Genomic DNA, 21,574 nt, shown 5'->3' with positions numbered 1-21,574 from the left:
GCAGGCTCGACAGCTGCTACGGGCTGCGATCTTCTAGCGGACGTCAGGCAAACAACTCACCCTGCAACTCATCCAGCAACGCCTGAATCGCATCCAGCCGCTGCTGCGGATCATCAAGTTGCAGCAGGTCTATCTTGTCCACCTCGGCAAACGGCAATAGATACGCCAACTGGTTGGCCAGCGACTGTTGCCCTGTCGCTTCGGTACCCATGCTCAGTGCTTCGACCATCGGGTGTTCCGCCAAAGCCTTGAGCAGCGCGACCAGGTCGGCGTCCTCATCCTGTAGCGGTTGCTCGGGCTCGTCTTCCAACCACTCGACTTCGGCGACGATCAACTGGTTGCGCTGCACCTCGGTGCGCACAACGTGGAAACGCCGCCCGCCCTTCACCCGAATACCCAGCAGGCCATTGTCCTGCTGGTGGAAGTCGGTGATCAGCGCCTCGCACCCCACCCGCGCGTAGCCTTCAGGGGCGATGCCGACTTCTTCACCGTCGAGGATGCACACCACGCCGAAGCCGCCACCCTGTTTCATGCAGCGACCGATCATGTCCAGGTAGCGCGCCTCGAAGATCTGCAAGTCGAGGATGCAGCCCGGAAACAGCACCGTGTTCAGCGGAAAAAGCGGCAGACTCATAGACATTTCCTTACACCACCATCGACACCGCCAACGGCAGGAATACCGCCGTGGCCACGCCCATCAGACTCATCGCCAGTGCCGCGAAGGCACCGCACTCTTCACTTTCCTGCAAAGCCACCGAAGTGCCAACCGCGTGGGCGGTCATGCCCAGGGCCATGCCGCGGGCCTCTGGGCTGTGGACACCGAGACGGGTCAAAAGACTCGGTCCGAAGATCGCCCCGATCACCCCGGTAATCAATACGAATACCGCCGCCAGCGCCGCGACGCCACCAATCTGCTCCGCCACCAGCATGGCAATCGGCGAGGTCACCGATTTGGGTGCCATGGTCATCAGGATCATGTGTTCGGCGCCGAACCACCAGCCCAGCAGCACACCCATGCCCGTGGCGACCACACCACCTATCACCAGCGTAGTAAATATCGGCCAGAATAACTGCCGGATCCGCCGCAGGTTGAGGTACAGCGGTACCGCCAGCGCAACAGTGGCCGGGCCGAGCAAGATGCTGAGGATCTCGGTGCTCTTGCGGTACTCGGCGTAACTCAGGCCGCAACCGACCAGCACAGCGATGACCAGCAACATGGAAACCAGTACCGGCTGCAGAAAAACCCAGCGGGTTTTCTCGAACGCTGCCAGCACCAACTGATACGCCCCCAGCGTAATACCAATACCGAACAATGGATGATGAATCACCGACGCCCAGGCGCCGTGCCAATCGAAAATCATTGGCCGTCCTCGCGATGAGCGTGAGGCTTGACCATGCGCTGCATCAGCACGCCGGCGAAGGCCATCGACAACAGCAGCGACAGCACCAGCGCTCCGGTGATCGCCCAGAAATCCGCAGCAATGTCGGCGGCGTAAACCATCACGCCCACGGCCGGCGGCACCAGCAGCAACGGCAGATAACGCAGCAGGCTGCTGGCGGCGAGGTTCAGGGGCTCACCGACTTGACCGCGGATAATCAGATATCCCAGCAGCAACAATAGGCCAATGATCGGCCCCGGCAGTACCGGCAAAAACAGATGATTGAGGGCGGTGCCGAGCAATTGAAAAAGCACCAGCCAGGTCAGGCCACGTAACAACATCCATCATCTCCCACGCGCTCTCCCCACAAAGAAGGGGCCCGACATTATAAGCACGCCAACGCTATGAATCGGCATTCGCCAAAAGCATGGATAGTTGACCGGAACAATTTGTCATGTTGATCTAAAGTGGTTCGCAAGGGAGGTCATCCCCCCGCTCGAAAAACTAAAAAACCGATGAACCCAAGGAGAGTCTCAATGCCCTATGTTCCAGTTGCGGAGCTCAAAGATTATGTCGGCAAGGAACTCGGACGTTCCCAGTGGCTCACCATCGATCAGGAACGCATCAACCTGTTCGCAGAAGCCACAGGCGATTATCAGTTCATCCATGTCGACCCGGTCAAAGCTGCGCAAACACCTTTTGGCAGCACCATTGCCCATGGTTTCCTGTCGTTGTCACTGATCCCCAAACTGATGGAAGACATCCTCATCCTGCCCGAAGGCGCGAAGATGGTGGTCAACTACGGTCTGGACAGCGTGCGTTTCATCCAGCCTGTGAAGGTCAATTCCAGGGTGCGACTCAAGGTCGACATGAACGAGGTCATCGAGAAGAAACCCGGCCAATGGTTACTCAAGGCCACCGCCACGCTTGAAATCGAAGGGTCGGACAAACCGGCGTATATCGCCGAGCCACTGTCCCTCTGCTTCGTGTAAAGCATCCCGGATGCGAAGCAGCCACGCTGTTTCGCGCCGTGTCTCTGCCGTGTCTCTATAAATGCGACACATAGCTGCGGCATACTCGGTCGTCTAATTGCCCGGATCCCGCTATGCGCCCACTTGCACTCCTTGCTCTGACCCTGTTGCTCACCGCTTGCGGCGACGGCGAATCGGTGTTGCCTCCCGATGCCCGCCTGCCGGACGGCGGACGCTATCGCGGTGATCTGGTCAATGGTTTGCTGCAGGGTGAAGGCCGCATCGATTACCCGAACGGCAGCTGGTACGCCGGCCAGTTCGACAAAGGCCAATGGCATGGCCAAGGCGAATGGCATGGCAGCAACGGCGAGGTCTATCGCGGGCAATTCCAGCAAGGGCTATTCGACGGCCAAGGCACGCTGACCACCACTGGCAGCAGCTATACCGGCGGTTTCAAGGCAGGTCGACGCGAGGGTGAAGGCACCCTCAAAGAAAATGCCATGACCTACCGCGGCGAATTCAAGGCCGATCAATATTCAGGGCTCGGTCGTCTGGAACTCGAAGACGGCAGCCAGTACCAAGGTCAATTCGCCCACGGCAAACCCAACGGCGAAGGCCAGCGCAGCGATGCCAGCGGTAATCAGTTCACCGGGCATTTCGCCGACGGCCAGCTGGAAGGCAATGGCACCTTCAACAGCGCCGATGGCGATATCTATGTCGGCGGCTTCAAGAACAATCAACTGCACGGCAAGGGCCGCTACGAAAACGCCGATGGCGATGTCTGGCTGGGTCACTTCAAGGAAGGCGTGCTAAGCGGCAAGGGCGAGTTGATCGGCGCTGACGGCAGTCATTACATCGGTCAGTTCAGCGACTGGCGTTTCACCGGCCAGGGGCGCTTGAACCTGGCCGATGGCAGCTTCTATATCGGCCAGTTCGACGGCGACAACTATCAGGGCAAAGGTACTTTGGTGCTGACCGATGGCACGGTACAGAGCGGCACCTGGGTCAATAGTCAGCGCGTGCGCGACGCCGACGGCAAGCTGCTGCCCGACCCTCTCGAACTCGGCTTGCTGGCTCAAGGTCGCTTACTCGACGATGCGCTGGCCAACGTGCCGGCCTCGACCCCGGCGGTCGAACTGTACACCTTGACCCTGGGCGGCGACGGCAAGCAGAGCGTGTTCCTGCGCGAGTCCGACTACGTCGCCAACATGCTCGCCAGCCGTTTCGGCGCCTTCGGCCAGATCCGCCTGGTCAACCATCGCGATCACCTCGGCGACAGGCCGATGGCCACCCGGGAAAACCTGCGCCGCGCCGCCCAGACCCTGGCTGAGCGCAGCGGCCCGGAAGACTTGCTGTTCATTTATCTGACCAGCCATGGCTCCAGTGAACACGAACTGGTGCTCGACCAGCCGCGCATGGAACTGGCCGACTTGCCGGCCGACGAACTCGCCGCCGTCCTCGCGCCCCTGAAGAAGCGCGACAAGATCATTGTGATTTCGTCTTGCTATTCCGGCGGCTTCATCCCCGCCCTCAAGGACGAACGCACCCTGATCATGACCGCCTCACGCGCCGATCGAGTGTCCTTTGGGTGTTCGGAAGAAGCCAACTTCACTTATTTCGGCGACGCGTTGTTCGCCCAGGCGCTGAACCAGACCGACGATCTGGAGCAAGCCTTCAAACTGGCCAGCGCCACCGTGGCCGAGCGTGAACTGGCCGACAGCTTCGAAGCTTCCGAGCCACAGATCTGGGCGCCGAAAACCGTTCTCAGCCACTGGCAACTGTTGCGTAAACAACAGGCACGAAAAGCACTGCAAAGTGTCTCTATCAGCAAGGATGAAAAGAGCAACTAAGCTGAATAGTATCAAGGGGGAATTACTATGTACTTGACGCCTCAGCATGTATTGCTTGCCGGAGCTACCGGGTTAACCGGTGAACATTTGCTTGACCGTCTGCTCAACGAGCCAACGATTACACGAGTATTGGCCCCCTCACGCCGGCCACTGGCAGAGCATCCGCACCTGGAAAACCCGGTCGGCGACCCGGCGGTGTTTTTGCCGCAATTGAACGGTCGCGTCGACATTGCCTACTGCTGCCTCGGCACCACGATCAAACAGGCCGGCTCCGAGCAAGCGTTTCGCGCGGTGGACCTGGACATGGTGGTGGCTTTCGCCAAACGTGCACGGGAAATGGGTGCGCGGCACTTGATCGTGATCAGCGCTCTGGGTGCCGATCGACGCTCCTCGATTTTCTACAACCGGGTTAAAGGCGAGATGGAGCACGCATTGCGCGCGCAGAATTGGCCGCAGCTGACCATTTGCCGGCCTTCGCTGTTGCTGGGCGATCGCGTCGAGCCACGACTGGGCGAGAAAGTCGCCGGTCCGTTGTCGCGATTGATTCCGGGCAAGTACCACGGCATCGAAGCCTGCCAACTGGCCCGCGCCATGTGGCGCCTGGCGCTGGAAGAGCAGGATGGCGTGCGGATTGTCGAGTCGGATGAGTTGCGCAAGTTAGGCAAATAATTTCAGGCCTACCGCGGACCTGTGGCGAGGGGGCTTGCCCCGTTGGATCGCGTAGCGGCCCTCCGTTTCTTCAGCGTCACCGCGTCGCCTGGATTTACGACTGCTTCGCAGCCGAACGGGGGCAAGCCCCCCTCGCCACAGGGGTCGCAGGTTACAAACCACCCGTCGCTTGAAAACTCACGCCAATCACCGTCAACAACGACAGCGGCAACAGCAACGTGTCGAGCAACGCACTGGCCGGCAGGTCAACACCCGGATAACTCGGCGCTTCTGCACCGAATCGGTCCATGGCGCAGCACCCGCCATTCATCGCATACAAATCCAGACGAGTCCCCGAATACACCACCGGCGCTCCAGGCTTGGCGGCATCGAGCGTGCGCGCCGTGGCGCAGCCCGCCAATTGCAAAGCCAGCAGGATAATCAGCAGCTTATTCATCGCTGCTCAAATGGTGTTCGCCCCAGCGCGGCAGCATGTCTTGCGGGATGTTTAAACAGTTGAGAATTCGCGCCACGACGAAGTCGATCAAGTCATCGATGGTCTGCGGCTGGTGATAGAAGCCCGGTGACGCCGGCAGAATGGTCACGCCCATGTTCGACAGCTTGAGCATGTTCTCCAGATGAATGCTCGAATATGGCGCCTCGCGCGGCACCAGAATCAGCTGGCGGCGCTCCTTCAACGTCACGTCGGCAGCCCGTTCGATCAAGTTGTTGCAGGCCCCGGTCGCGATAGCCGACAAGGTTCCGGTGGAACACGGCACCACCACCATCGCCGCTGGCGAGCCAGACCCCGAAGCCACCGGCGACATCCAGTCTTCCTTGCCGTACACCCGAATCTGCCCAGCGGCAGCGCCAGTGTATTCAGTGAGGAAGGCCTGCATCATTTGCGGTTTGGACGGCAGCGAGACATCGGTCTCGGTGGCCATCACCAGTTGCGCGGCCTTGGAGATCAGGAAGTGCACCTCGCGGTCTTCACGCACCAGGCAGTCGAGCAGGCGCAAGCCGTATTGGGCGCCCGAAGCGCCGGTCATCGCCAGCGTGATGCGTTCCGGGCCGTTGTTCATTGCAGCGCCTCGGCCAGTTTGCCGTGCAGGCCGCCGAAGCCGCCGTTGCTCATGATCACCACGTGAGTGCCGGGCTGCGCCTGGCTCTTCACACGCTCGATGATGCCTTCCAGCGAGTCGCTGACAATCGACGGCACGGTGCACAACGCTGCAGTGGCACCCAGATCCCAACCGAGGTTGGCTGGCGAATACCAGATCACCTGATCGGCATCGACCACACTTTCCGGCAAGCCATCGCGGTGAGCGCCGAGCTTCATGGAGTTGGAGCGCGGCTCGATGATCGCGATCAACGGCGCGTCGCCAATGCGTTTGCGCAGACCGTCGAGGGTGGTGGCGATGGCGGTCGGGTGGTGAGCGAAGTCGTCGTAAATGGTGATACCACGGACTTCCGCGACTTTTTCCATCCGGCGCTTCACGCTTTTGAACGCGCTCAGTGCAGCGATGCCCATCGACGGTACTACGCCGACGTGACGCGCAGCAGCCAAGGTGGCCAAGGCGTTGGCGACGTTGTGCTGACCGGTCATGTCCCACTCGACCACGCCTTGAACGGCGCCTTCGAACATCACTTCGAATTTCGAGCCGTCTTCACTGAGCAGTTTGACTTGCCACTGACCGCCGGCACCGGTGGTTTGCACCGGGGTCCAGCAGCCCATTTCGATCACGCGCAGCAATGCCGGCTCGGTGGTCGGATGGATCACCAGGCCTTCGCTCGGGATGGTCCGCACCAAGTGGTGGAACTGACGCTCGATCGCCGGAAGATCAGGGAAGATGTCGGCATGATCGAACTCAAGATTGTTCAGGATCGCCGTGCGCGGGCGGTAGTGAACGAATTTCGAGCGCTTGTCGAAGAATGCACTGTCGTATTCGTCGGCTTCGATCACGAAGAACGGCGTATCACCCAGACGCGCCGACACCGAGAAATTCTGCGGCACGCCGCCGATCAGGAAACCCGGGCTCATCCCGGCGTGTTCCAGAACCCAGGCGAGCATGCTGCTGGTGGTGGTTTTGCCGTGAGTGCCGGCAACCGCCAGCACCCAGCGACCTTGCAATACGTGATCCGCCAGCCATTGCGGACCGGAGACGTACGGCAGGCCTTTGTTCAGCACGTACTCGACGGCCGGGTTGCCACGGGACATGGCATTGCCTATCACCACCAGGTCCGGGGCCGGATCGAGCTGCGCCGGGTCGTAACCTTGGGTCAACTCAATGCCCTGGGCTTGCAGCTGCGTGCTCATTGGCGGATAGACGTTGGCATCGGAGCCCGTCACGTGATGGCCCAGCTCTTTGGCCAGAACCGCCATCGAACCCATGAAAGTGCCGCAAATACCAAGAATATGAATGTGCATAGTCGACCTCGTAAAACATGGCCGCAGGTTAGCGTAGGGAGGGGAAAATCGCACCTTGTGTTTCGCCCACACTGACGCCATCGCTGGCAAGCCCGCTCCCACAAGGGCAGCGCAGACCCTGTGGGAGCGGGCTTGCCCGCGATTGGCCGCGACGCGGTTTACCGGGCGATACCGTGTTTGCGCAGCTTTCTGTAAAGGGTATTGCGGCTGACGCCCAGCTGCTCAGCCGTGTGCGTCATGTGCCAGCGCTGCTGCTCCAGCACCGTCAGCAACGCCAGCCGCTCGGCATCGTCCAGCGGATACTCGGACGGTTCTTCAACTGCCGACGCCGGTACCTGCCGGGCCTGGCGAATCATCGCCGGCAAATCCCCCAGCCCGATCCGCCCGCCGTCACACAGCGCCGCCAGGGTTCGCAGCACATTGCGCAACTGCCGCACATTCCCCGGCCAGGCAAAATCCAGCAAGGCCTGCCGCGCCGGCCCGTCGATCAATACCGTCTCCCCACCCGCCTCTTCGGCCAGCAAAAAGTCGAGCAACTGTGATTTGTCAGCGCGCTCACGCAGCGCCGGCAATGCGACCTCCAGCCCATTGAGCCGGTAATACAAATCCTCGCGGAAACTGCCGTCCTGCACCCTTTCAAGCAGATTGCGGTGAGTGGCACTGATGATCCGCACATTGACCGATTCCGGCTCGCCACCAATCGGCACCACCTGACGGTCTTCCAGCACCCTTAATAGCCGGGTCTGCATGCTCAGCGGCATGTCACCGATTTCATCGAGGAACAACGTCCCGCCATCGGCCTGCTGCAACTTGCCGCGCATGCCTTCCTTGCGGGCACCGGTGAAGCTGCCGCCGCGATAGCCGAACAGTTCGCTTTCGATCAGGCTTTCGGGAATCGCCGCGCAATTGAGTGCAACGAAAGATTTTGCTGCCCGTTGACTGGCCTGATGCACAGCTTTGGCGAAGGCCTCCTTGCCTGAGCCGGTTTCGCCATTGATCAGCAACGGCACATCACGCTCGAATACCCGCAGGGCCTTGCGAAAATCGGCCTGCAACGCGGCATCGCCCAGGCAAATGCCTGACAAGCGCGGACGCTCGGCAACCATCGGGCTTTGCACCACCGGCACCGGAATACTGCGCGGCTGCCCGCGCAACACGGCAAACAGCCGCCGCCCGTCACGGGTGCGCAATGGCCAACTGGCGCTGGCACTAGGGCTCGCGCGGCCGAGCAATTCATCCAGCGAGCAGTCGAAAAACGCCTCCACCGGTTTACCCAACAGCCCACCACGAATATGCCCCAGCAAATTCAGCGCACTCTGGTTCACCGCACTAATCCGCCCTTCCCCGTCGAACGCCAGCAACCCTTCGCTGAACAGCCCGACGGATTCGGCCTGCAAGTGAAAACGCAGCAACCATTGATTGTCGAAGTAACGCAGGAAATAGCAGCTCTCGATCATCTTCGCCGACAGATTGACCAGGGCCATGGTGTGGAACTGGCTCTGACGCGAAACCTCATGACGCGCCGAAGACACGTCGAGCACCGCCAGCAGCTCGCCGTGAGGATCAAACACCGGGCTCGCCGAGCAAGTCAGGCCGGTGTGACGGCCACGAAAATGTTCGTCTTGATGGATGGTCAGGGACTGGCGCTCCACCAGGCAGGTGCCGATGCCATTGGTGCCTTCGCAGGCTTCGCTCCAGTCGGCGCCGAGCCAAAGGCCGGCGCGCTCGAAAATTTTCCGTTCTGCGGGCGCGGTGACGCAGTTGAGGATCACCCCGCGGGCGTCGGTCAGCAGCACCGCGTGACCGGCGCCGGAAAGTTGCTGGTGGAGGCTGGTCATTTCGTTGCCGGCGATCTGCAGCACTTGCTGCAAGCGTTCACGGCTTTCCAGCACGCGACCATGTTCCAGCACCGTCGGCGCCATGGTCAGGGCCGGGTCGAGGTGATAGTCCTCAAGACAACGCAGCCAGGAACGGGCAATGGATGGATCGCTGCCAGGACCGTGCAGGTGGGATTTGCCTTGGGTTACGGTCAGCACTTGCTGGGCATGGCGACTCAAATGGTTGTCGTGCATTTCTTATTATTCTCCCCGATAGGTGAGTGCTTACCTATAGCCACTTCCTGTGGCGAGGGGGCTTGCCCCCGTTCGGCTGCGCAGCAGTCGTAAATCCTGTGTATGCGGTGTATCCAGGTAATCGAGGTGAATGGTTTAGGGGCTGCTTCGCTGCCCAACGGGGGCAAGCTCCCTCACCACAGAGGATTACCTGCGTGGCAATTTGAGGCCCAGCATCCTCCAGCCATCGACGCATTGCAATGCTGGCAAGACCTGCCCGTCACAGGCTGCGCCACAAACGGTACAAAGTGTCACAGGGGCTGTACCGCAAGCGTCACAAACGCCGCCCATCCGTCCGACAAAAAACACGCAAGGCCTTGATTTACCTGACCTGCAAGGCGCTGGCCCGACCTTTGCTCTACGCTTAATGCAGCGCTTTAGCGCGTCCTCCCTTATAAGCACAAAAGCCAAGGAGAAACCCATCATGCGTTACGCTCACCCCGGTACTGAAGGCGCTATCGTTTCGTTCAAGAGCAAATACGGTAACTACATCGGCGGCGAGTTCGTCGCGCCTGTCAAAGGTCAGTACTTCACCAATACATCGCCGGTCAACGGCCAACCTATTGCCGAATTCCCGCGTTCCACAGCCGAAGACATCGAAAAGGCCCTGGACGCTGCCCATGCCGCCGCCGATGCCTGGGGCGCCACGTCCGCCCAGGCACGCTCGCTGGTCCTGCTGAAAATCGCCGATCGCATCGAACAGAACCTCGAAGTGCTGGCGATCACCGAATCCTGGGACAACGGCAAGGCCGTTCGCGAAACCCTCAACGCCGACATCCCGCTGGCCGCCGACCATTTCCGTTACTTCGCCGGTTGCATCCGCGCCCAGGAAGGCAGCGCCGCCGAGATCGACGGCAACACCGTGGCCTATCACATCCATGAACCGCTGGGCGTGGTCGGGCAGATCATTCCGTGGAACTTCCCGATTCTGATGGCCGCCTGGAAACTCGCCCCGGCCCTCGCCGCCGGTAACTGCGTGGTCCTTAAACCGGCCGAGCAGACCCCGCTGGGCATCACCGTGCTGATGGAGCTGATCGGCGACCTGTTGCCACCCGGCGTGCTCAACGTGGTGCAAGGTTTCGGCAAAGAAGCCGGGGAAGCCCTGGCCACCAGCAAGCGCATCGCCAAGATCGCCTTCACCGGCTCGACGCCGGTCGGCTCGCACATCATGAAATGCGCCGCTGAAAACATCATCCCGTCCACCGTGGAGCTGGGTGGCAAGTCGCCAAACATCTTCTTCGCCGACATCATGCAAGCCGAAGAAACCTTCATCGAAAAAGCCGCCGAAGGCCTGGTGCTGGCGTTCTTCAACCAGGGCGAAGTCTGCACCTGCCCATCCCGTGCATTGGTGCAAGAGTCGATCTACGACGACTTCATGAAAGTCGTGATGAAGAAAGTGCTGTCGATCAAACGTGGCGACCCTCTGGACACTGACACCATGGTCGGCGCCCAGGCGTCCGAGCAGCAATTCGACAAAATCCTCTCGTACCTGGAAATCGCCAAGGGCGAAGGCGCCGAGCTGCTGACCGGCGGCAAGGTGGAAAAACTCGAGGGCAGCCTGGCGACCGGGTATTACATCCAGCCGACCCTGCTCAAGGGCACCAACAAAATGCGCGTGTTCCAGGAAGAAATCTTTGGCCCGGTGGTAAGCATCACCACCTTCAAGGACGAAGCCGAAGCCCTGGCCATCGCCAACGACACGGAGTTCGGCCTGGGTGCCGGCCTCTGGACCCGCGACATCAACCGCGCCTACCGCATGGGCCGCGCCATCAAGGCCGGTCGCGTGTGGACCAACTGCTACCACCTGTACCCGGCGCACGCCGCGTTCGGTGGCTACAAAAAGTCCGGCGTCGGTCGTGAAACCCACAAAATGATGCTCGATCACTATCAGCAGACCAAAAACCTGCTGGTGAGCTACGACATCAATCCGTTGGGCTTCTTCTAAAAACCGGGGGCGATGCAGGTAGTTCTGTATCGCCCTTCAGATGGTCATCGCGGGCAAACCCGCTCCCACAGTGTTTTGGGTCAACCCCAATAGGTGAATTTATCCCATAACCCTGTGGGAGCGGGCTTGCCCGCGATGGCGTCCTTAAACGCACCGTAAATCATCGCCCTGCTTGTCTGGCACGGGCTTTGCGTGCCCGCATTACTCGAAAACGCCATACCCGAAAGTCCAACAGATCAAACAATAAAAAAGACAGAGAGGACTTATGACTTCTATTACACAGCTCAAACCCACACTCGGCACCCTGCATCTATGGGGCATTGCCGTCGGCCTGGTGATTTCCGGCGAGTATTTCGGCTGGAGTTACGGCTGGGGCACCGCAGGCACCCTGGGTTTTCTCGTCACCGCCCTGATGGTGGCGACGATGTACACCTGTTTCATCTTCAGTTTCACCGAATTAACCACCGCTATTCCCCACGCTGGCGGGCCGTTTGCCTACAGCCGTCGGGCCTTCGGTGAAAAAGGCGGACTGATCGCCGGCATTGCGACCCTGATCGAATTCGTCTTTGCGCCACCGGCAATTGCCATGGCCATCGGCGCCTACCTCAACGTGCAATACCCGGAACTGAACCCGAAGATCGCCGCTGTTGGCGCCTATTTCGTGTTTATGGGCTTGAATATCCTCGGCGTGAGCATCGCTGCCACGTTCGAATTGGTGGTCACCGTGCTGGCGGTCGCCGAATTGCTGGTGTTCATGGGCGTGGTCGCACCGGGCTTCAGCTTCAGCAATTTCGTACTCAACGGCTGGTCGGGTTCCAACGAATTCACCATGGCCTCGATCCCCGGCATCTTTGCGGCAATCCCTTTCGCGATCTGGTTCTTCCTCGCCATTGAAGGCGCCGCCATGGCCGCCGAGGAAGCCAAGGACCCGAAACGCACGATTCCCAGGGCTTACGTCAGTGGCATTCTGACCCTGGTGTTCCTGGCCATCGGCGTCATGGTGATGGCTGGCGGTGTTGGCGACTGGCGCCAATTGTCGAATATCAACGATCCGCTGCCTCAGGCGATGAAAGCCGTGGTCGGCAATAATTCGACCTGGATGCACATGCTGGTGTGGATCGGCCTGTTCGGCCTGGTGGCGAGTTTCCACGGGATCATTCTTGGCTATTCGCGACAGTTCTTCGCCCTGGCTCGCGCCGGCTACCTGCCCAAAGGGCTGGCCAAACTGTCGCGCTTCCAGACTCCGCACCGGGCAATTCTGGCGGGCGGCGTGATCGGCATCGCGGCGATCTACAGCGACGGTCTGGTCAATCTGCAGGGCATGACGCTGACGGCTGCGATGATCACCATGTCGGTATTCGGCGCCATCGTGATGTACATCATCAGTATGCTGAGCCTGTTCAAGTTGCGTAAAACCGAGCCGAACCTGGAACGCACCTTCCGTGCACCGGGCTACCCGATCGTACCGGGGATCGCGCTGTTTCTGGCCGTGGTGTGCCTGGTGGCGATGGCGTGGTTCAACACGTTGATCGGGTGTGTGTTCCTCGGGTTCATGGCGGCCGGTTACCTGTACTTCCAAATGACCGCCAAGCAGCGTTCCGACGCGCCGGCGGATGCGATGCTCGAAGGCGTCTGAGTTGCACCGGCGCCGGGCTGATTCCCGGCGCCTGCCCTGATACAGCGCAAACCCTGTGGGAGCGGGCTTGCCCGCGATTGCATCACCGCGGTGCAACTGTTGAACCGAGTTGTTTGCATCGCGGGCAAGCCCGCTCCCACATTGGATGCTCAGTGTTATCAAGACTTGTATTCATCAGGAGGACACCGTCCCATGGCCGTATTTGCCCATACCGTCGGCGCCCAGACTTACCGCTTCGACAGTCTGAAAGACGTCATGGCCAAAGCCAGCCCGGCGCGCTCCGGGGACTTTCTGGCCGGCGTTGCCGCCCTCAACGATGGCGAGCGAGTGGCTGCGCAGATGGCCCTGGCTGACATCCCGCTGACTCACTTCCTGCAGGAAGTACTGATTCCTTACGAGACCGATGAAGTCACCCGACTAATCATCGACACTCACGATAAACAGGCTTTTAAAGCGGTCAGCCACCTCACTGTCGGTGGCTTTCGCGATTGGCTGCTAAGCGACGCCGCCGACGAACAGAGCCTGCGCGCTCTCGCTCCGGGCCTGATCCCGGAAATGGCCGCCGCCGTGTCAAAGATCATGCGCGTGCAGGACCTGGTGCTGGTGGCGCAGAAAATCCGCGTGGTCACGAAATTCCGCGGCACTCTGGGCCTGCGCGGCCGGCTCTCTACGCGCCTGCAACCCAATCACCCCACCGACGAACCGGCCGGGATCGCCGCGAGCATTCTCGACGGTCTGCTGTACGGCAACGGGGACGCAATGATCGGCATCAACCCGGCCACCGACAGCATCGCTTCGATCTGCGCCATGCTGGAAATGCTTGATGCGATCATCCAGCGCTACGAAATTCCTACACAGGCCTGCGTGCTGACCCACGTCACCACCTCCATCGAGGCGGTGAATCGCGGTGTTCCGCTGGACCTGGTGTTCCAGTCGATCGCCGGCACTGAAGCGGCCAACGCCAGTTTCGGTATCAACCTGAACGTCTTGCAGGAAGGCTATGACGCGGGTTTGAGCCTGAATCGCGGCACGTTGGGCCAGAATCTGATGTATTTCGAGACAGGCCAGGGCAGCGCCCTGTCTGCCAACGCCCACCACGGCATCGATCAACAGACCTGCGAAACCCGCGCCTACGCCGTGGCACGCCATTTCAAACCGTTTCTGGTGAACACCGTCGTAGGCTTCATCGGCCCGGAATACCTCTACAACGGCAAACAGATCATCCGCGCCGGTCTCGAAGACCACTTCTGCGGCAAGCTGCTGGGCGTGCCCATGGGTTGCGACATCTGTTACACCAATCACGCCGAGGCCGATCAGGACGACATGGACACCCTGCTGACCCTGCTGGGCGTGGCCGGGATCAACTTCATCATGGGCATTCCCGGTTCCGACGACATCATGCTCAATTACCAGACCACATCATTTCACGATGCCCTCTACACCCGGAAAACCTTGGGCCTGAAACCGGCGCCGGAGTTTGAACAGTGGCTGGCGAACATGGGCATCTTCACCCAGGCAGACGGCAAAATTCACTTCGGCGACAACCTGCCGCCGGCCTTCCGTCAGGCCATGGCGCAACTGGGATGAGTATTGAGATGGATAAACCACCTGTCGATCCGCAAAACCCATTGCTGGAACTGCGTCGCCTGACCCCGGCACGTATCGCCCTCGGTCGTACAGGCACCAGCATGCCGACCAGCGCGCAGCTGGATTTTCAGTACGCCCATGCACAGGCCCGGGATGCGGTGCACCTGCCGTTCGACCACCTGGGGCTTAGCTCACAACTGGCCGAGCGTGGACGTGAGAGTTTGCTGCTGCACAGCGCCGCCACGGACCGGAACAGCTATCTGCAGCGCCCCGATTTGGGGCGCAAGCTGAGTGATCAGTCGGCGCAGACCCTGCGCGACTACGCGCTGAGCCATCCTGGCGGGGTGGATCTGGCCGTTGTGGTGGCCGACGGCCTCTCGGCATTGGCCGTTCATCGCCACACCTTACCGTTTCTAGCGCGCATGGAAGAACAGACAGCCGCTGAGGGTTGGTCCCTGTCGCCGGTGATTCTGGTGGAACAGGGCCGAGTCGCGGTGGCCGACGAGATCGGCGAGCTGCTGGGCGCGAAGATGGTGGTCATATTGATCGGCGAACGCCCCGGCTTGAGCTCGCCAGACAGCCTGGGGTTGTATTTCACCTATAATCCCAAAGTCGGACTGACAGATGCCTATCGCAACTGCATCTCGAATGTTCGGCTCGAAGGCTTGAGTTACGGCATGGCGGCACACCGCTTGCTGTATTTGATGCGCGAAGCCTGTCGGCGGCAGTTATCAGGGGTCAGTCTGAAGGACGAAGCCCAGGTTCAGACGCTGGAGTCGGACATTGGTGCAGATATGAAAGGTAATTTCCTACTGAGCCCGTCGGATACCTGAACCGTTTCCGCATTGCGTTTCTATTCAGGTTTCAGGCAGGATCGATGCACGGCCGCCAGGGTTTCCCGTCGCCGTCACCACGTAAGACAGCCACTTGAAGACGAGACCTACCATGCGGATTATTCAAGCGACCCTCGAACACCTCGACCTGCTGACCCCGTTGTTCGTCAAATATCGTGAGTTTTACGGTTCCCTGCCGTATCCGGACTCGTCCCGGGCGTTCCTCGAGAAACGCCTGCGGCGCAAGGAGTCGGTGATCTACCTGGCCCTGGCCGATGACGACGACAAAAAGCTGATGGGTTTTTGTCAGTTGTACCCCAGCTTTTCGTCTCTTTCGCTTAAACGCGTGTGGATCCTCAACGACATCTACGTCGCCGAAGACGCCCGCCGCCAGTTGGTGGCCGATAACCTGATCCGCACCGCGAAAAAAATGGCCAAGGAGACCAATGCCGTGCGCATGCGCGTTTCCACCAGCAGCAATAACGATGTCGCGCAGAAAACCTACGAATCCATTGGGTTCAAGGAAGATACTGAGTTCAAGAACTACGTGTTGCCGATCAGTGAGGAGCTATAAGCACCTTGGCAGCGAGGTAGACTCCTGTGGCGAGGGGGCTTGTCGGAACGCCGCATCGCCCCGTTCGGCTGCGCAGCAGTCGTAAATCCTGTGTACGCGGTATATCCGGGAAATCGAGGTGACTGGTTTTGGGGTTGCTTCACAACCCAACGGGGGCGAGCCCCCTCGCCACGAGGTAATGCGCAAGGGCAAAATACCTCTGATCGACCCATCGACATCCCCCGCTACAAACTCGACGCGTTTTTCACTTGTCACCCCGTATAATGCCCATTCTTCCGGCTCGTAAGAAAAATCACACTTAGCTGTAGTCTTACGCCCAGCCATCCGCACAGGCCTGCAGAGTCGGGCCATCACCACAGGTGCTTTCCATGGATTTCAACCCGATCGACCTTATCCTGCATCTCGATGTTTACCTCGACCTGCTGGTGACCAACTACGGGGCATGGATTTACGCCATTCTGTTTCTGGTGATCTTCTGCGAAACCGGTCTGGTGGTGATGCCATTCCTGCCGGGCGATTCTCTGCTGTTCATCGCGGGCGCCGTGGCGGCCGGTGGCGGCATGGACCCGGTGCTGCTGGGCGGCTTGCTGATGCTGGCGGCGATTCTCGGTGACAGCACCAACTACGTGATCGGCCGCACCGCCGGCGAACGGCTGTTCAGCAACCCGAACTCGAAAATTTTCCGCCGCGACTACCTGCAACAAACCCATGACTTCTACGACAAACACGGCGGCAAAACCGTGACCCTGGCGCGCTTCATGCCAATCATCCGTACCTTTGCCCCGTTCGTCGCCGGCGTTGGCAAAATGCCTTACCCACGGTTCTTTGCCTTCAGCGTCCTCGGCACCATCCTCTGGGTGGGCGGGCTGGTAACCCTCGGTTACTTCTTCGGCAACGTACCGTTCATCAAGAAAAACCTGTCGCTGCTGGTGGTGGGTATCATCCTGGTTTCGCTGCTACCGATGATCATCGGCGTGATCCGCAGCCGCCTCGCTAATGCCGCATCCAAAGCCGAACCCCGCTGACACGATGTGGTCCCTTAGCGCCTGGCGACGCCAGCGCACCCTGACCAGGCATCCGATTGCCGACGACATGTGGCAACGGGTGCGCCATCACCTGAGCTTTCTCGATGGCCTCAGCGCAGCCGAAGACCAGTGGCTGCGAGAAGCCTGCGTGCTGTTCCTGCAAGCCAAGCACCTGACCGCCCTGCCCGGCGTCGAGCTTCACCAGGAGCAACGCCTGCTACTCGCCGCCCAGGCCCAATTGCCGCTGCTGCATCTGGGCGATCTGAACTGGTATCAGGGCTTTCACGAAATCATCCTCTACCCCGACGATTTCCTCAGCCCCCAGCGCCATCGCGATGCCAGCGGCGTTGAACACGAATGGGACGGCGAACACAGCGGCGAAGCCTGGCAGCAAGGCCCGATCATCCTCGCCTGGCCCGGCGTGATGGCCAGCGGTGGCTGGGAAGGCTACAACCTGGTCATCCACGAACTCGCGCACAAACTCGACATGCTCAACGGCGACGCCAATGGCCTGCCTCCGCTGCATGCCGATATGCGCGTCAGCGACTGGGCCAAAGTCATGCAAGAAGCCTATGACGACCTCGATCGGCAACTGGACCGCAACCCTGACGCGCAAACCGCCATCGACCCGTACGCAGCGGAAAACCCCGCCGAGTTCTTCGCGGTCACCAGCGAATACTTCTTCAGCGCCCCGGATTTGCTGCACGAGGCTTATCCACAGGTCTATGAGCAGCTGAAGCTGTTTTATCGGCAGGATCCATTGGCCCGACTGCGGCAACTTCTGGCAGAGAACCCTGTCTATCAGGCACACGACTAAGGTCTACACGACCTCTGGCACATAGCAACGGTGGCGGAATATGCCTATAATCGCCGCCACTTTTTGGTCAATCCGGCCAAGTGTTTTTGGTCAACTAACGGGGGCACCGCCCAATGAGCTACAGCAAGATTCCGGCTGGCAAAGACCTGCCGAACGACATCTACGTCGCGATCGAGATCCCGGCCAACCACGCTCCGATCAAATACGAAATCGACAAAGACAGCGATTGCCTGTTCGTTGATCGTTTCATGGCCACCCCGATGTTCTACCCGGCCAACTACGGTTACATCCCGAACACCCTGGCCGACGACGGTGATCCCCTCGACGTGCTGGTCGTGACCCCTTACCCGGTTGCTCCAGGTTCGGTAATCCGCGCGCGTCCAGTCGGCATCCTGAACATGACCGACGACGGCGGCGGCGATGCCAAAGTGATCGCGGTTCCACACGACAAGCTGTCCCAGCTGTACGTCGATGTGAAGGAATACACCGATCTGCCTCCGCTGCTGATTCAGCAGATCGAGCACTTCTTCGCGAACTACAAAGATCTCGAAAAAGGCAAATGGGTGAAGATCGAAGGCTGGGCCGGCGCAGATGCCGCCCGCGACGCGATCACCAAGTCGGTTGCTGCCTATAAAGGCTGAGAAGCCGCGGTAAGCTTCTAGCTGCGACGTTTGAAGAAGAACCCCGGTTGATCCGGGGTTTTTTGTGGGCGCTCCGCTCAGACACTCACCTTTAACGGTACGTGGAACGCTTATTGGCTCTGGTTTTTGCCTGTTTAAATTCCACTAAAAGCGCCTTACATCCAGTCTTAAATTTCCCTCGAAATTTGAACAGGTCGTTTATTCAAACCCCCATCCCGCGCCAGTAAACTCGTGTTTATGAAAAAGAACACTAGCGGCCCACGGTTTAAAGCGCTCCTTGAAGCAGCGAAAATCACAACCACAGGATTTGCCGCTTTCTTCGACACGGAAGCGCAAAATATCCATAACTGGTACACCCGCGGTGTGCCCGCCTACCGCATGGAAGAGGTCGCCAGACTACTGTCTGTAAACAGCGACTGGCTGAAAACCGGCGAAGGCCCGAAAGAATCCTCACGCCTGCGCGTACTCGACGAGTCCGGCAACACCTTCGACGCACAGGCCATCCGCGGCATCTACACGGTGATCGAGCCCATCGACGTCGAGCTGCCCTTCTACAAAGAAACAGCCACCGCCCCGGGCTCCAACAAAACTCACGTCGTCAAAGACCCTAGCCAATCCATCCGCCTGCCCCGCAGCCATCTGGACTCCCTGGAAATCAACCACGCCGACGCCATTTGTACCCACATGATCGGCAACAGCATGGGCGAAAAGATTGAAGACGGTTCGACACTCGCGATCGACCGCGGGCTGACTCAGGTTATTGATGGGGAGATTTATGCGATCGAGCATGACGGGATGTTACGGATCAAATACCTGCATCGAATGCCGGGGAATGCGCTGCGGTTGCGCAGCTATAACAAAGCCGAGTATCCAGACGAGATCTTCAGTGCCGAGCAGATCGACAAGCAAAACATCAGGGTATTGGGATGGGTATTCTGGTGGTCGACGCTCAATAAACGCAGACCTTCCGTGCCCTTCCTGTAAGCACGCACCCTGTGATCCACTGTGGCGAGGGGGCTTGTCGGAACGCCGCATCGCCCCGTTCGACTGCGCAGCAGTCGCAAACCATTCACTGTGGCAGACAGTCCATGGTTACCGGGTTTACGACTGCTTCGCAGCCGAACGCAGCCTTCGGCAGCTGCTACACAGCGCAATCCTTCTACCTCGCATACCAAGCTGGGAATTTCTCAAAAAAATCAGTATGCTGCGCCCCACATTTGCGCATCGCCCCTTCTTCAGGCTCAGATCGCACCGACAAGGCAGATGACTTTCTCGCCAAGTCCCACAGCCGGACGCAAGATCCGGGTGTACGTTTTGAAGGCTGGCGCGGTTTACCAAAAATAAACCAAGCCAGTCCCCGAGAAGCCGGCCACAAGCCGGCTTTTTAATGTCTTTTTGAAAGCCAGCCTCATCTACTGAAAACCGCGACAGCCTTGCTAGATCAATGGTTTCAGCCTATTTTCGTTCCTGTGACTTCCGTTTTGATCCGAGGCGTTCCACGCGTAAGTGGGGGAACAAGTGGGGGAACAGAGGGCGAAAAAATGGGCAAACTAACCGCCAATCAAGTCAAAAATTTGGTTGAGTCTGGGACGTACGAAGACGGTGAAGGGCTTCGTCTTTTGGTGAAACCCTCCGGACGAAAAACCTGGGTACTCCGCTTTCAAATGAACGGCAAACGTAGGGAGATGGGGCTGGGGAGCTATCCTCAGCTCGACCTGAAAAAAGCTCGCGCCGCCGCCTATGAAAACAAAGTCCAGATCCTCAATGGCACTGATCCACTCGCGAAACGACAGGCTGAACAAGCCGCTCAGCGGGAAGCCGCACGCCGAGAACTGGCGCAGCTGATTACCTTCGAGAAGCTGGCCTCTGAGTACCGAGACGCCCATGGATCAAGCTGGTCGGCGAAATGGCGTAAGGGCTGGCTGAGAAAACTTGAGCTCTATGCTTTTCCCACCATAGGGAAGCTGTCAGCCGACCAGATCGAGACCAAACATCTGATCAAGGCGTTGCAGCCACTCTGGTCAAACAAAACTCGGACCGCAGACGAGGTTCGAGGGCAAATCGAACAGATACTCGATGCCGCAAGAGCACGGGGGCTCAGGACAGGCGAAAATCCAGCTCGCTGGCGCGGTCATCTGGAAAATCTCCTCAGCCGCCATGAGAAGAAGAAAGCTCGTAAACGCCAACATCACCCGGCACTGAAATGGCAGGACCTTCCAAAGCTCATGGAAACCTTGCGTAAGGACACCTGCCACGTTTCTGTCGCGGCTCAGTTATTGATCCTAACCGGCGCCCGCTCACACATGGTCCGATTCGCACGTTGGGATGAATTCGACCTTGAGGCAGGCCGCTGGTCTTTACCCGACGAACGAATGAAAACCCGTCAGGCCTTCGCGATCCCACTCGCCCCCGAGGTCGTCTCACTGTTAAAGAATCTCCCGAGGCTCGGCCGCGAGAGCCCATACGTGTTTCCAGGTCGCGGCCGAAGCGGTGTCATGCATGCCAACGGTATTCGTAACCTGTTGCACGGTCTCGGCTATAAAAGCATCACTCGCCACGGGTTTCGCTCAACCTTCCGCGACTGGGCGGGCGAGCAGACCAATATTCCTCGAGAAATCTGTGAGCTTGCGCTGGCTCATGATGAGCGAGGTGAAACAGAGAGTGCGTATTCCCGCTCCGATTTCTTCGATAAACGTCGAGAGCTGATGGCGCTGTGGGCGCAGTATGCTACGTCCGTACCTGCCTAGGCCGTCGCGCCCCTAAATGCGCTTGATCGGTCACGCTTATGGCATGCAGCACTGCCCACATGGTCTTCAAGGTCGGGTTTCCCTATTCGCTGAATGAGAATAATGCTGTTCTCAAGAAAGTCCCGACTCACGGGCCAGCTCAGTCATGCCTTTGACACGGGCAACAGCGCCCATTGCCTTGGCAATATAGGCCGCTTCCCCAGTCTCAAAAGCCCCCTCTAGGAAGACATCGATAACCTCTGGGTCGCTGAGTGCCTACACGGGGCCATAACCAAATAGGGGTTCGATTCACAACTCTGGCTGCTTTTATCACCACCGCACAAAAAAATGACGAGTTCATTTCCTCGCGGCTAGAAGCAAATCCGATAACCCCGGGCCAATG

Annotated in this window: 20 protein-coding genes and 1 pseudogene; 13 read left to right on the top strand and 8 right to left on the bottom strand. The window is 59.3% G+C overall.

Annotated elements, in window-relative coordinates; translation table 11 throughout:
* Positions 1–43: 43 nt before the first annotated feature.
* Genes JFU11_RS21730 through JFU11_RS21720 form a run of 3 tightly spaced genes read right to left on the bottom strand, consistent with a single transcriptional unit; the run spans position 44 to position 1,720 of the window.
* Positions 44–634 carry an LON peptidase substrate-binding domain-containing protein gene (locus JFU11_RS21730; RefSeq protein ID WP_201062066.1) on the bottom strand — a complete coding sequence of 197 codons (591 nt, stop codon included), beginning with the start codon at positions 632–634 and terminating at the stop codon, positions 44–46.
* A gap of 10 nt (positions 635–644) precedes the next feature.
* Entirely contained in the window at positions 645–1,361 is a 717-nt protein-coding gene (locus JFU11_RS21725; RefSeq protein WP_008009037.1) for an LrgB family protein, read from the bottom strand.
* On the bottom strand, positions 1,358–1,720 hold the full coding sequence (locus JFU11_RS21720; RefSeq protein WP_038981371.1) for a CidA/LrgA family protein: 363 nt from the start codon (positions 1,718–1,720) through the stop codon (positions 1,358–1,360). Before JFU11_RS21720 ends, JFU11_RS21725 begins: the two co-directional genes overlap by 4 nt.
* A gap of 195 nt (positions 1,721–1,915) precedes the next feature.
* Here JFU11_RS21720 and JFU11_RS21715 point away from each other — a divergent pair, with 195 nt between their 5' ends.
* The 3 genes from JFU11_RS21715 to JFU11_RS21705 all read left to right on the top strand — a co-directional run bounded on the left by JFU11_RS21715 (position 1,916) and on the right by JFU11_RS21705 (position 4,869).
* Positions 1,916–2,371: a MaoC family dehydratase gene (locus JFU11_RS21715; RefSeq protein WP_052967098.1), complete on the top strand. Its 456-nt coding sequence runs from the start codon at positions 1,916–1,918 to the stop codon at positions 2,369–2,371.
* Between the two features lie 113 nt (positions 2,372–2,484).
* Positions 2,485–4,200: a C13 family peptidase gene (locus JFU11_RS21710; protein ID WP_123720537.1), complete on the top strand. Its 1,716-nt coding sequence runs from the start codon at positions 2,485–2,487 to the stop codon at positions 4,198–4,200.
* Between the two features lie 27 nt (positions 4,201–4,227).
* Complete coding sequence (locus tag JFU11_RS21705) at positions 4,228–4,869, top strand: oxidoreductase (RefSeq protein ID WP_030129552.1); 642 nt, start codon at positions 4,228–4,230, stop codon at positions 4,867–4,869.
* A 151-nt stretch (positions 4,870–5,020) separates the two neighbouring features.
* Here the strand turns inward: JFU11_RS21705 and JFU11_RS21700 are convergent, their stop codons facing one another.
* From JFU11_RS21700 to JFU11_RS21685, 4 genes are all read right to left on the bottom strand, one after another.
* A complete protein-coding gene (locus tag JFU11_RS21700) occupies positions 5,021–5,305 on the bottom strand; it encodes a YceK/YidQ family lipoprotein (protein ID WP_008009029.1) in 285 nt (94 codons plus the stop codon).
* Positions 5,298–5,930, bottom strand: a complete 633-nt coding sequence (ubiX, locus tag JFU11_RS21695; RefSeq protein ID WP_007894343.1) for a flavin prenyltransferase UbiX — start codon at positions 5,928–5,930, stop codon at positions 5,298–5,300. The genes JFU11_RS21700 and ubiX overlap by 8 nt, the downstream gene beginning before the upstream one ends.
* Positions 5,927–7,276 (bottom strand): UDP-N-acetylmuramate:L-alanyl-gamma-D-glutamyl-meso-diaminopimelate ligase, encoded by a 1,350-nt coding sequence (gene mpl, locus JFU11_RS21690; RefSeq protein ID WP_008009026.1) that lies wholly within the window; start codon positions 7,274–7,276, stop codon positions 5,927–5,929. The genes ubiX and mpl overlap by 4 nt, the downstream gene beginning before the upstream one ends.
* 158 nt (positions 7,277–7,434) lie before the next feature.
* Positions 7,435–9,348, bottom strand: coding sequence for a sigma-54-dependent Fis family transcriptional regulator (locus JFU11_RS21685; protein ID WP_123720539.1), 1,914 nt, complete (start codon positions 9,346–9,348; stop codon positions 7,435–7,437).
* A gap of 463 nt (positions 9,349–9,811) precedes the next feature.
* Here JFU11_RS21685 and JFU11_RS21680 point away from each other — a divergent pair, with 463 nt between their 5' ends.
* The 10 genes from JFU11_RS21680 to JFU11_RS21635 all read left to right on the top strand — a co-directional run bounded on the left by JFU11_RS21680 (position 9,812) and on the right by JFU11_RS21635 (position 21,192).
* A complete protein-coding gene (locus tag JFU11_RS21680) occupies positions 9,812–11,332 on the top strand; it encodes an aldehyde dehydrogenase family protein (protein ID WP_038981365.1) in 1,521 nt (506 codons plus the stop codon).
* A gap of 265 nt (positions 11,333–11,597) precedes the next feature.
* Entirely contained in the window at positions 11,598–12,968 is a 1,371-nt protein-coding gene (gene eat / locus JFU11_RS21675; protein WP_201062065.1) for an ethanolamine permease, read from the top strand.
* A 192-nt stretch (positions 12,969–13,160) separates the two neighbouring features.
* A complete protein-coding gene (locus tag JFU11_RS21670) occupies positions 13,161–14,555 on the top strand; it encodes an ethanolamine ammonia-lyase subunit EutB (RefSeq protein WP_201062064.1) in 1,395 nt (464 codons plus the stop codon).
* An 8-nt stretch (positions 14,556–14,563) separates the two neighbouring features.
* Positions 14,564–15,388 (top strand): ethanolamine ammonia-lyase subunit EutC, encoded by an 825-nt coding sequence (eutC, locus tag JFU11_RS21665; RefSeq protein WP_187326413.1) that lies wholly within the window; start codon positions 14,564–14,566, stop codon positions 15,386–15,388.
* Positions 15,389–15,500: 112 nt separating this feature from the next.
* A complete protein-coding gene (locus JFU11_RS21660; protein ID WP_052967090.1) occupies positions 15,501–15,962 on the top strand; it encodes a GNAT family N-acetyltransferase in 462 nt (153 codons plus the stop codon).
* Between the two features lie 368 nt (positions 15,963–16,330).
* The gene (locus JFU11_RS21655; RefSeq protein ID WP_201062063.1) at positions 16,331–16,987 is read left to right on the top strand and encodes a DedA family protein; all 657 of its coding nucleotides are present in this window, start codon (positions 16,331–16,333) and stop codon (positions 16,985–16,987) included.
* A gap of 4 nt (positions 16,988–16,991) precedes the next feature.
* The gene (locus JFU11_RS21650; RefSeq protein ID WP_201062062.1) at positions 16,992–17,804 is read left to right on the top strand and encodes a zinc-dependent peptidase; all 813 of its coding nucleotides are present in this window, start codon (positions 16,992–16,994) and stop codon (positions 17,802–17,804) included.
* Between the two features lie 113 nt (positions 17,805–17,917).
* Entirely contained in the window at positions 17,918–18,445 is a 528-nt protein-coding gene (ppa, locus tag JFU11_RS21645; RefSeq protein WP_008052339.1) for an inorganic diphosphatase, read from the top strand.
* Positions 18,446–18,682: 237 nt separating this feature from the next.
* Entirely contained in the window at positions 18,683–19,429 is a 747-nt protein-coding gene (locus JFU11_RS21640) for a helix-turn-helix transcriptional regulator (RefSeq protein ID WP_201062061.1), read from the top strand.
* A 557-nt stretch (positions 19,430–19,986) separates the two neighbouring features.
* Entirely contained in the window at positions 19,987–21,192 is a 1,206-nt protein-coding gene (locus JFU11_RS21635) for a site-specific integrase (RefSeq protein ID WP_201062060.1), read from the top strand.
* Positions 21,193–21,277: 85 nt separating this feature from the next.
* Here the strand turns inward: JFU11_RS21635 and JFU11_RS28175 are convergent.
* A pseudogene (locus JFU11_RS28175) lies at positions 21,278–21,426 on the bottom strand (addiction module antidote protein); the annotation flags it as partial.
* Positions 21,427–21,574: the final 148 nt, after the last annotated feature.

The sequence above is a fragment of the Pseudomonas sp. TH37 genome (assembly GCF_016650735.1).
Classification (GTDB): domain Bacteria; phylum Pseudomonadota; class Gammaproteobacteria; order Pseudomonadales; family Pseudomonadaceae; genus Aquipseudomonas; species Aquipseudomonas farris.
This window is presented reverse-complemented; position numbering and strand designations above follow the sequence as displayed.

Coding starts and splice junctions, on each gene's coding strand:
- JFU11_RS21640 (WP_201062061.1), top strand. CDS start 18,683: ATGAAAAAGAACACTAGCGGCCCACGGTTTAAAGCGCTCCTTGAAGCA.
- JFU11_RS21685 (WP_123720539.1), bottom strand. CDS start 9,348: ATGCACGACAACCATTTGAGTCGCCATGCCCAGCAAGTGCTGACCGTA.
- JFU11_RS21730 (WP_201062066.1), bottom strand. CDS start 634: ATGAGTCTGCCGCTTTTTCCGCTGAACACGGTGCTGTTTCCGGGCTGC.
- JFU11_RS21650 (WP_201062062.1), top strand. CDS start 16,992: ATGTGGTCCCTTAGCGCCTGGCGACGCCAGCGCACCCTGACCAGGCAT.
- JFU11_RS21635 (WP_201062060.1), top strand. CDS start 19,987: ATGGGCAAACTAACCGCCAATCAAGTCAAAAATTTGGTTGAGTCTGGG.
- ubiX (WP_007894343.1), bottom strand. CDS start 5,930: ATGAACAACGGCCCGGAACGCATCACGCTGGCGATGACCGGCGCTTCG.
- JFU11_RS21680 (WP_038981365.1), top strand. CDS start 9,812: ATGCGTTACGCTCACCCCGGTACTGAAGGCGCTATCGTTTCGTTCAAG.
- JFU11_RS21720 (WP_038981371.1), bottom strand. CDS start 1,720: ATGTTGTTACGTGGCCTGACCTGGCTGGTGCTTTTTCAATTGCTCGGC.
- JFU11_RS21670 (WP_201062064.1), top strand. CDS start 13,161: ATGGCCGTATTTGCCCATACCGTCGGCGCCCAGACTTACCGCTTCGAC.
- JFU11_RS21700 (WP_008009029.1), bottom strand. CDS start 5,305: ATGAATAAGCTGCTGATTATCCTGCTGGCTTTGCAATTGGCGGGCTGC.
- ppa (WP_008052339.1), top strand. CDS start 17,918: ATGAGCTACAGCAAGATTCCGGCTGGCAAAGACCTGCCGAACGACATC.
- JFU11_RS21715 (WP_052967098.1), top strand. CDS start 1,916: ATGCCCTATGTTCCAGTTGCGGAGCTCAAAGATTATGTCGGCAAGGAA.
- eutC (WP_187326413.1), top strand. CDS start 14,564: ATGGATAAACCACCTGTCGATCCGCAAAACCCATTGCTGGAACTGCGT.
- JFU11_RS21655 (WP_201062063.1), top strand. CDS start 16,331: ATGGATTTCAACCCGATCGACCTTATCCTGCATCTCGATGTTTACCTC.
- JFU11_RS21725 (WP_008009037.1), bottom strand. CDS start 1,361: ATGATTTTCGATTGGCACGGCGCCTGGGCGTCGGTGATTCATCATCCA.
- JFU11_RS21660 (WP_052967090.1), top strand. CDS start 15,501: ATGCGGATTATTCAAGCGACCCTCGAACACCTCGACCTGCTGACCCCG.
- eat (WP_201062065.1), top strand. CDS start 11,598: ATGACTTCTATTACACAGCTCAAACCCACACTCGGCACCCTGCATCTA.
- JFU11_RS21705 (WP_030129552.1), top strand. CDS start 4,228: ATGTACTTGACGCCTCAGCATGTATTGCTTGCCGGAGCTACCGGGTTA.
- mpl (WP_008009026.1), bottom strand. CDS start 7,276: ATGCACATTCATATTCTTGGTATTTGCGGCACTTTCATGGGTTCGATG.
- JFU11_RS21710 (WP_123720537.1), top strand. CDS start 2,485: ATGCGCCCACTTGCACTCCTTGCTCTGACCCTGTTGCTCACCGCTTGC.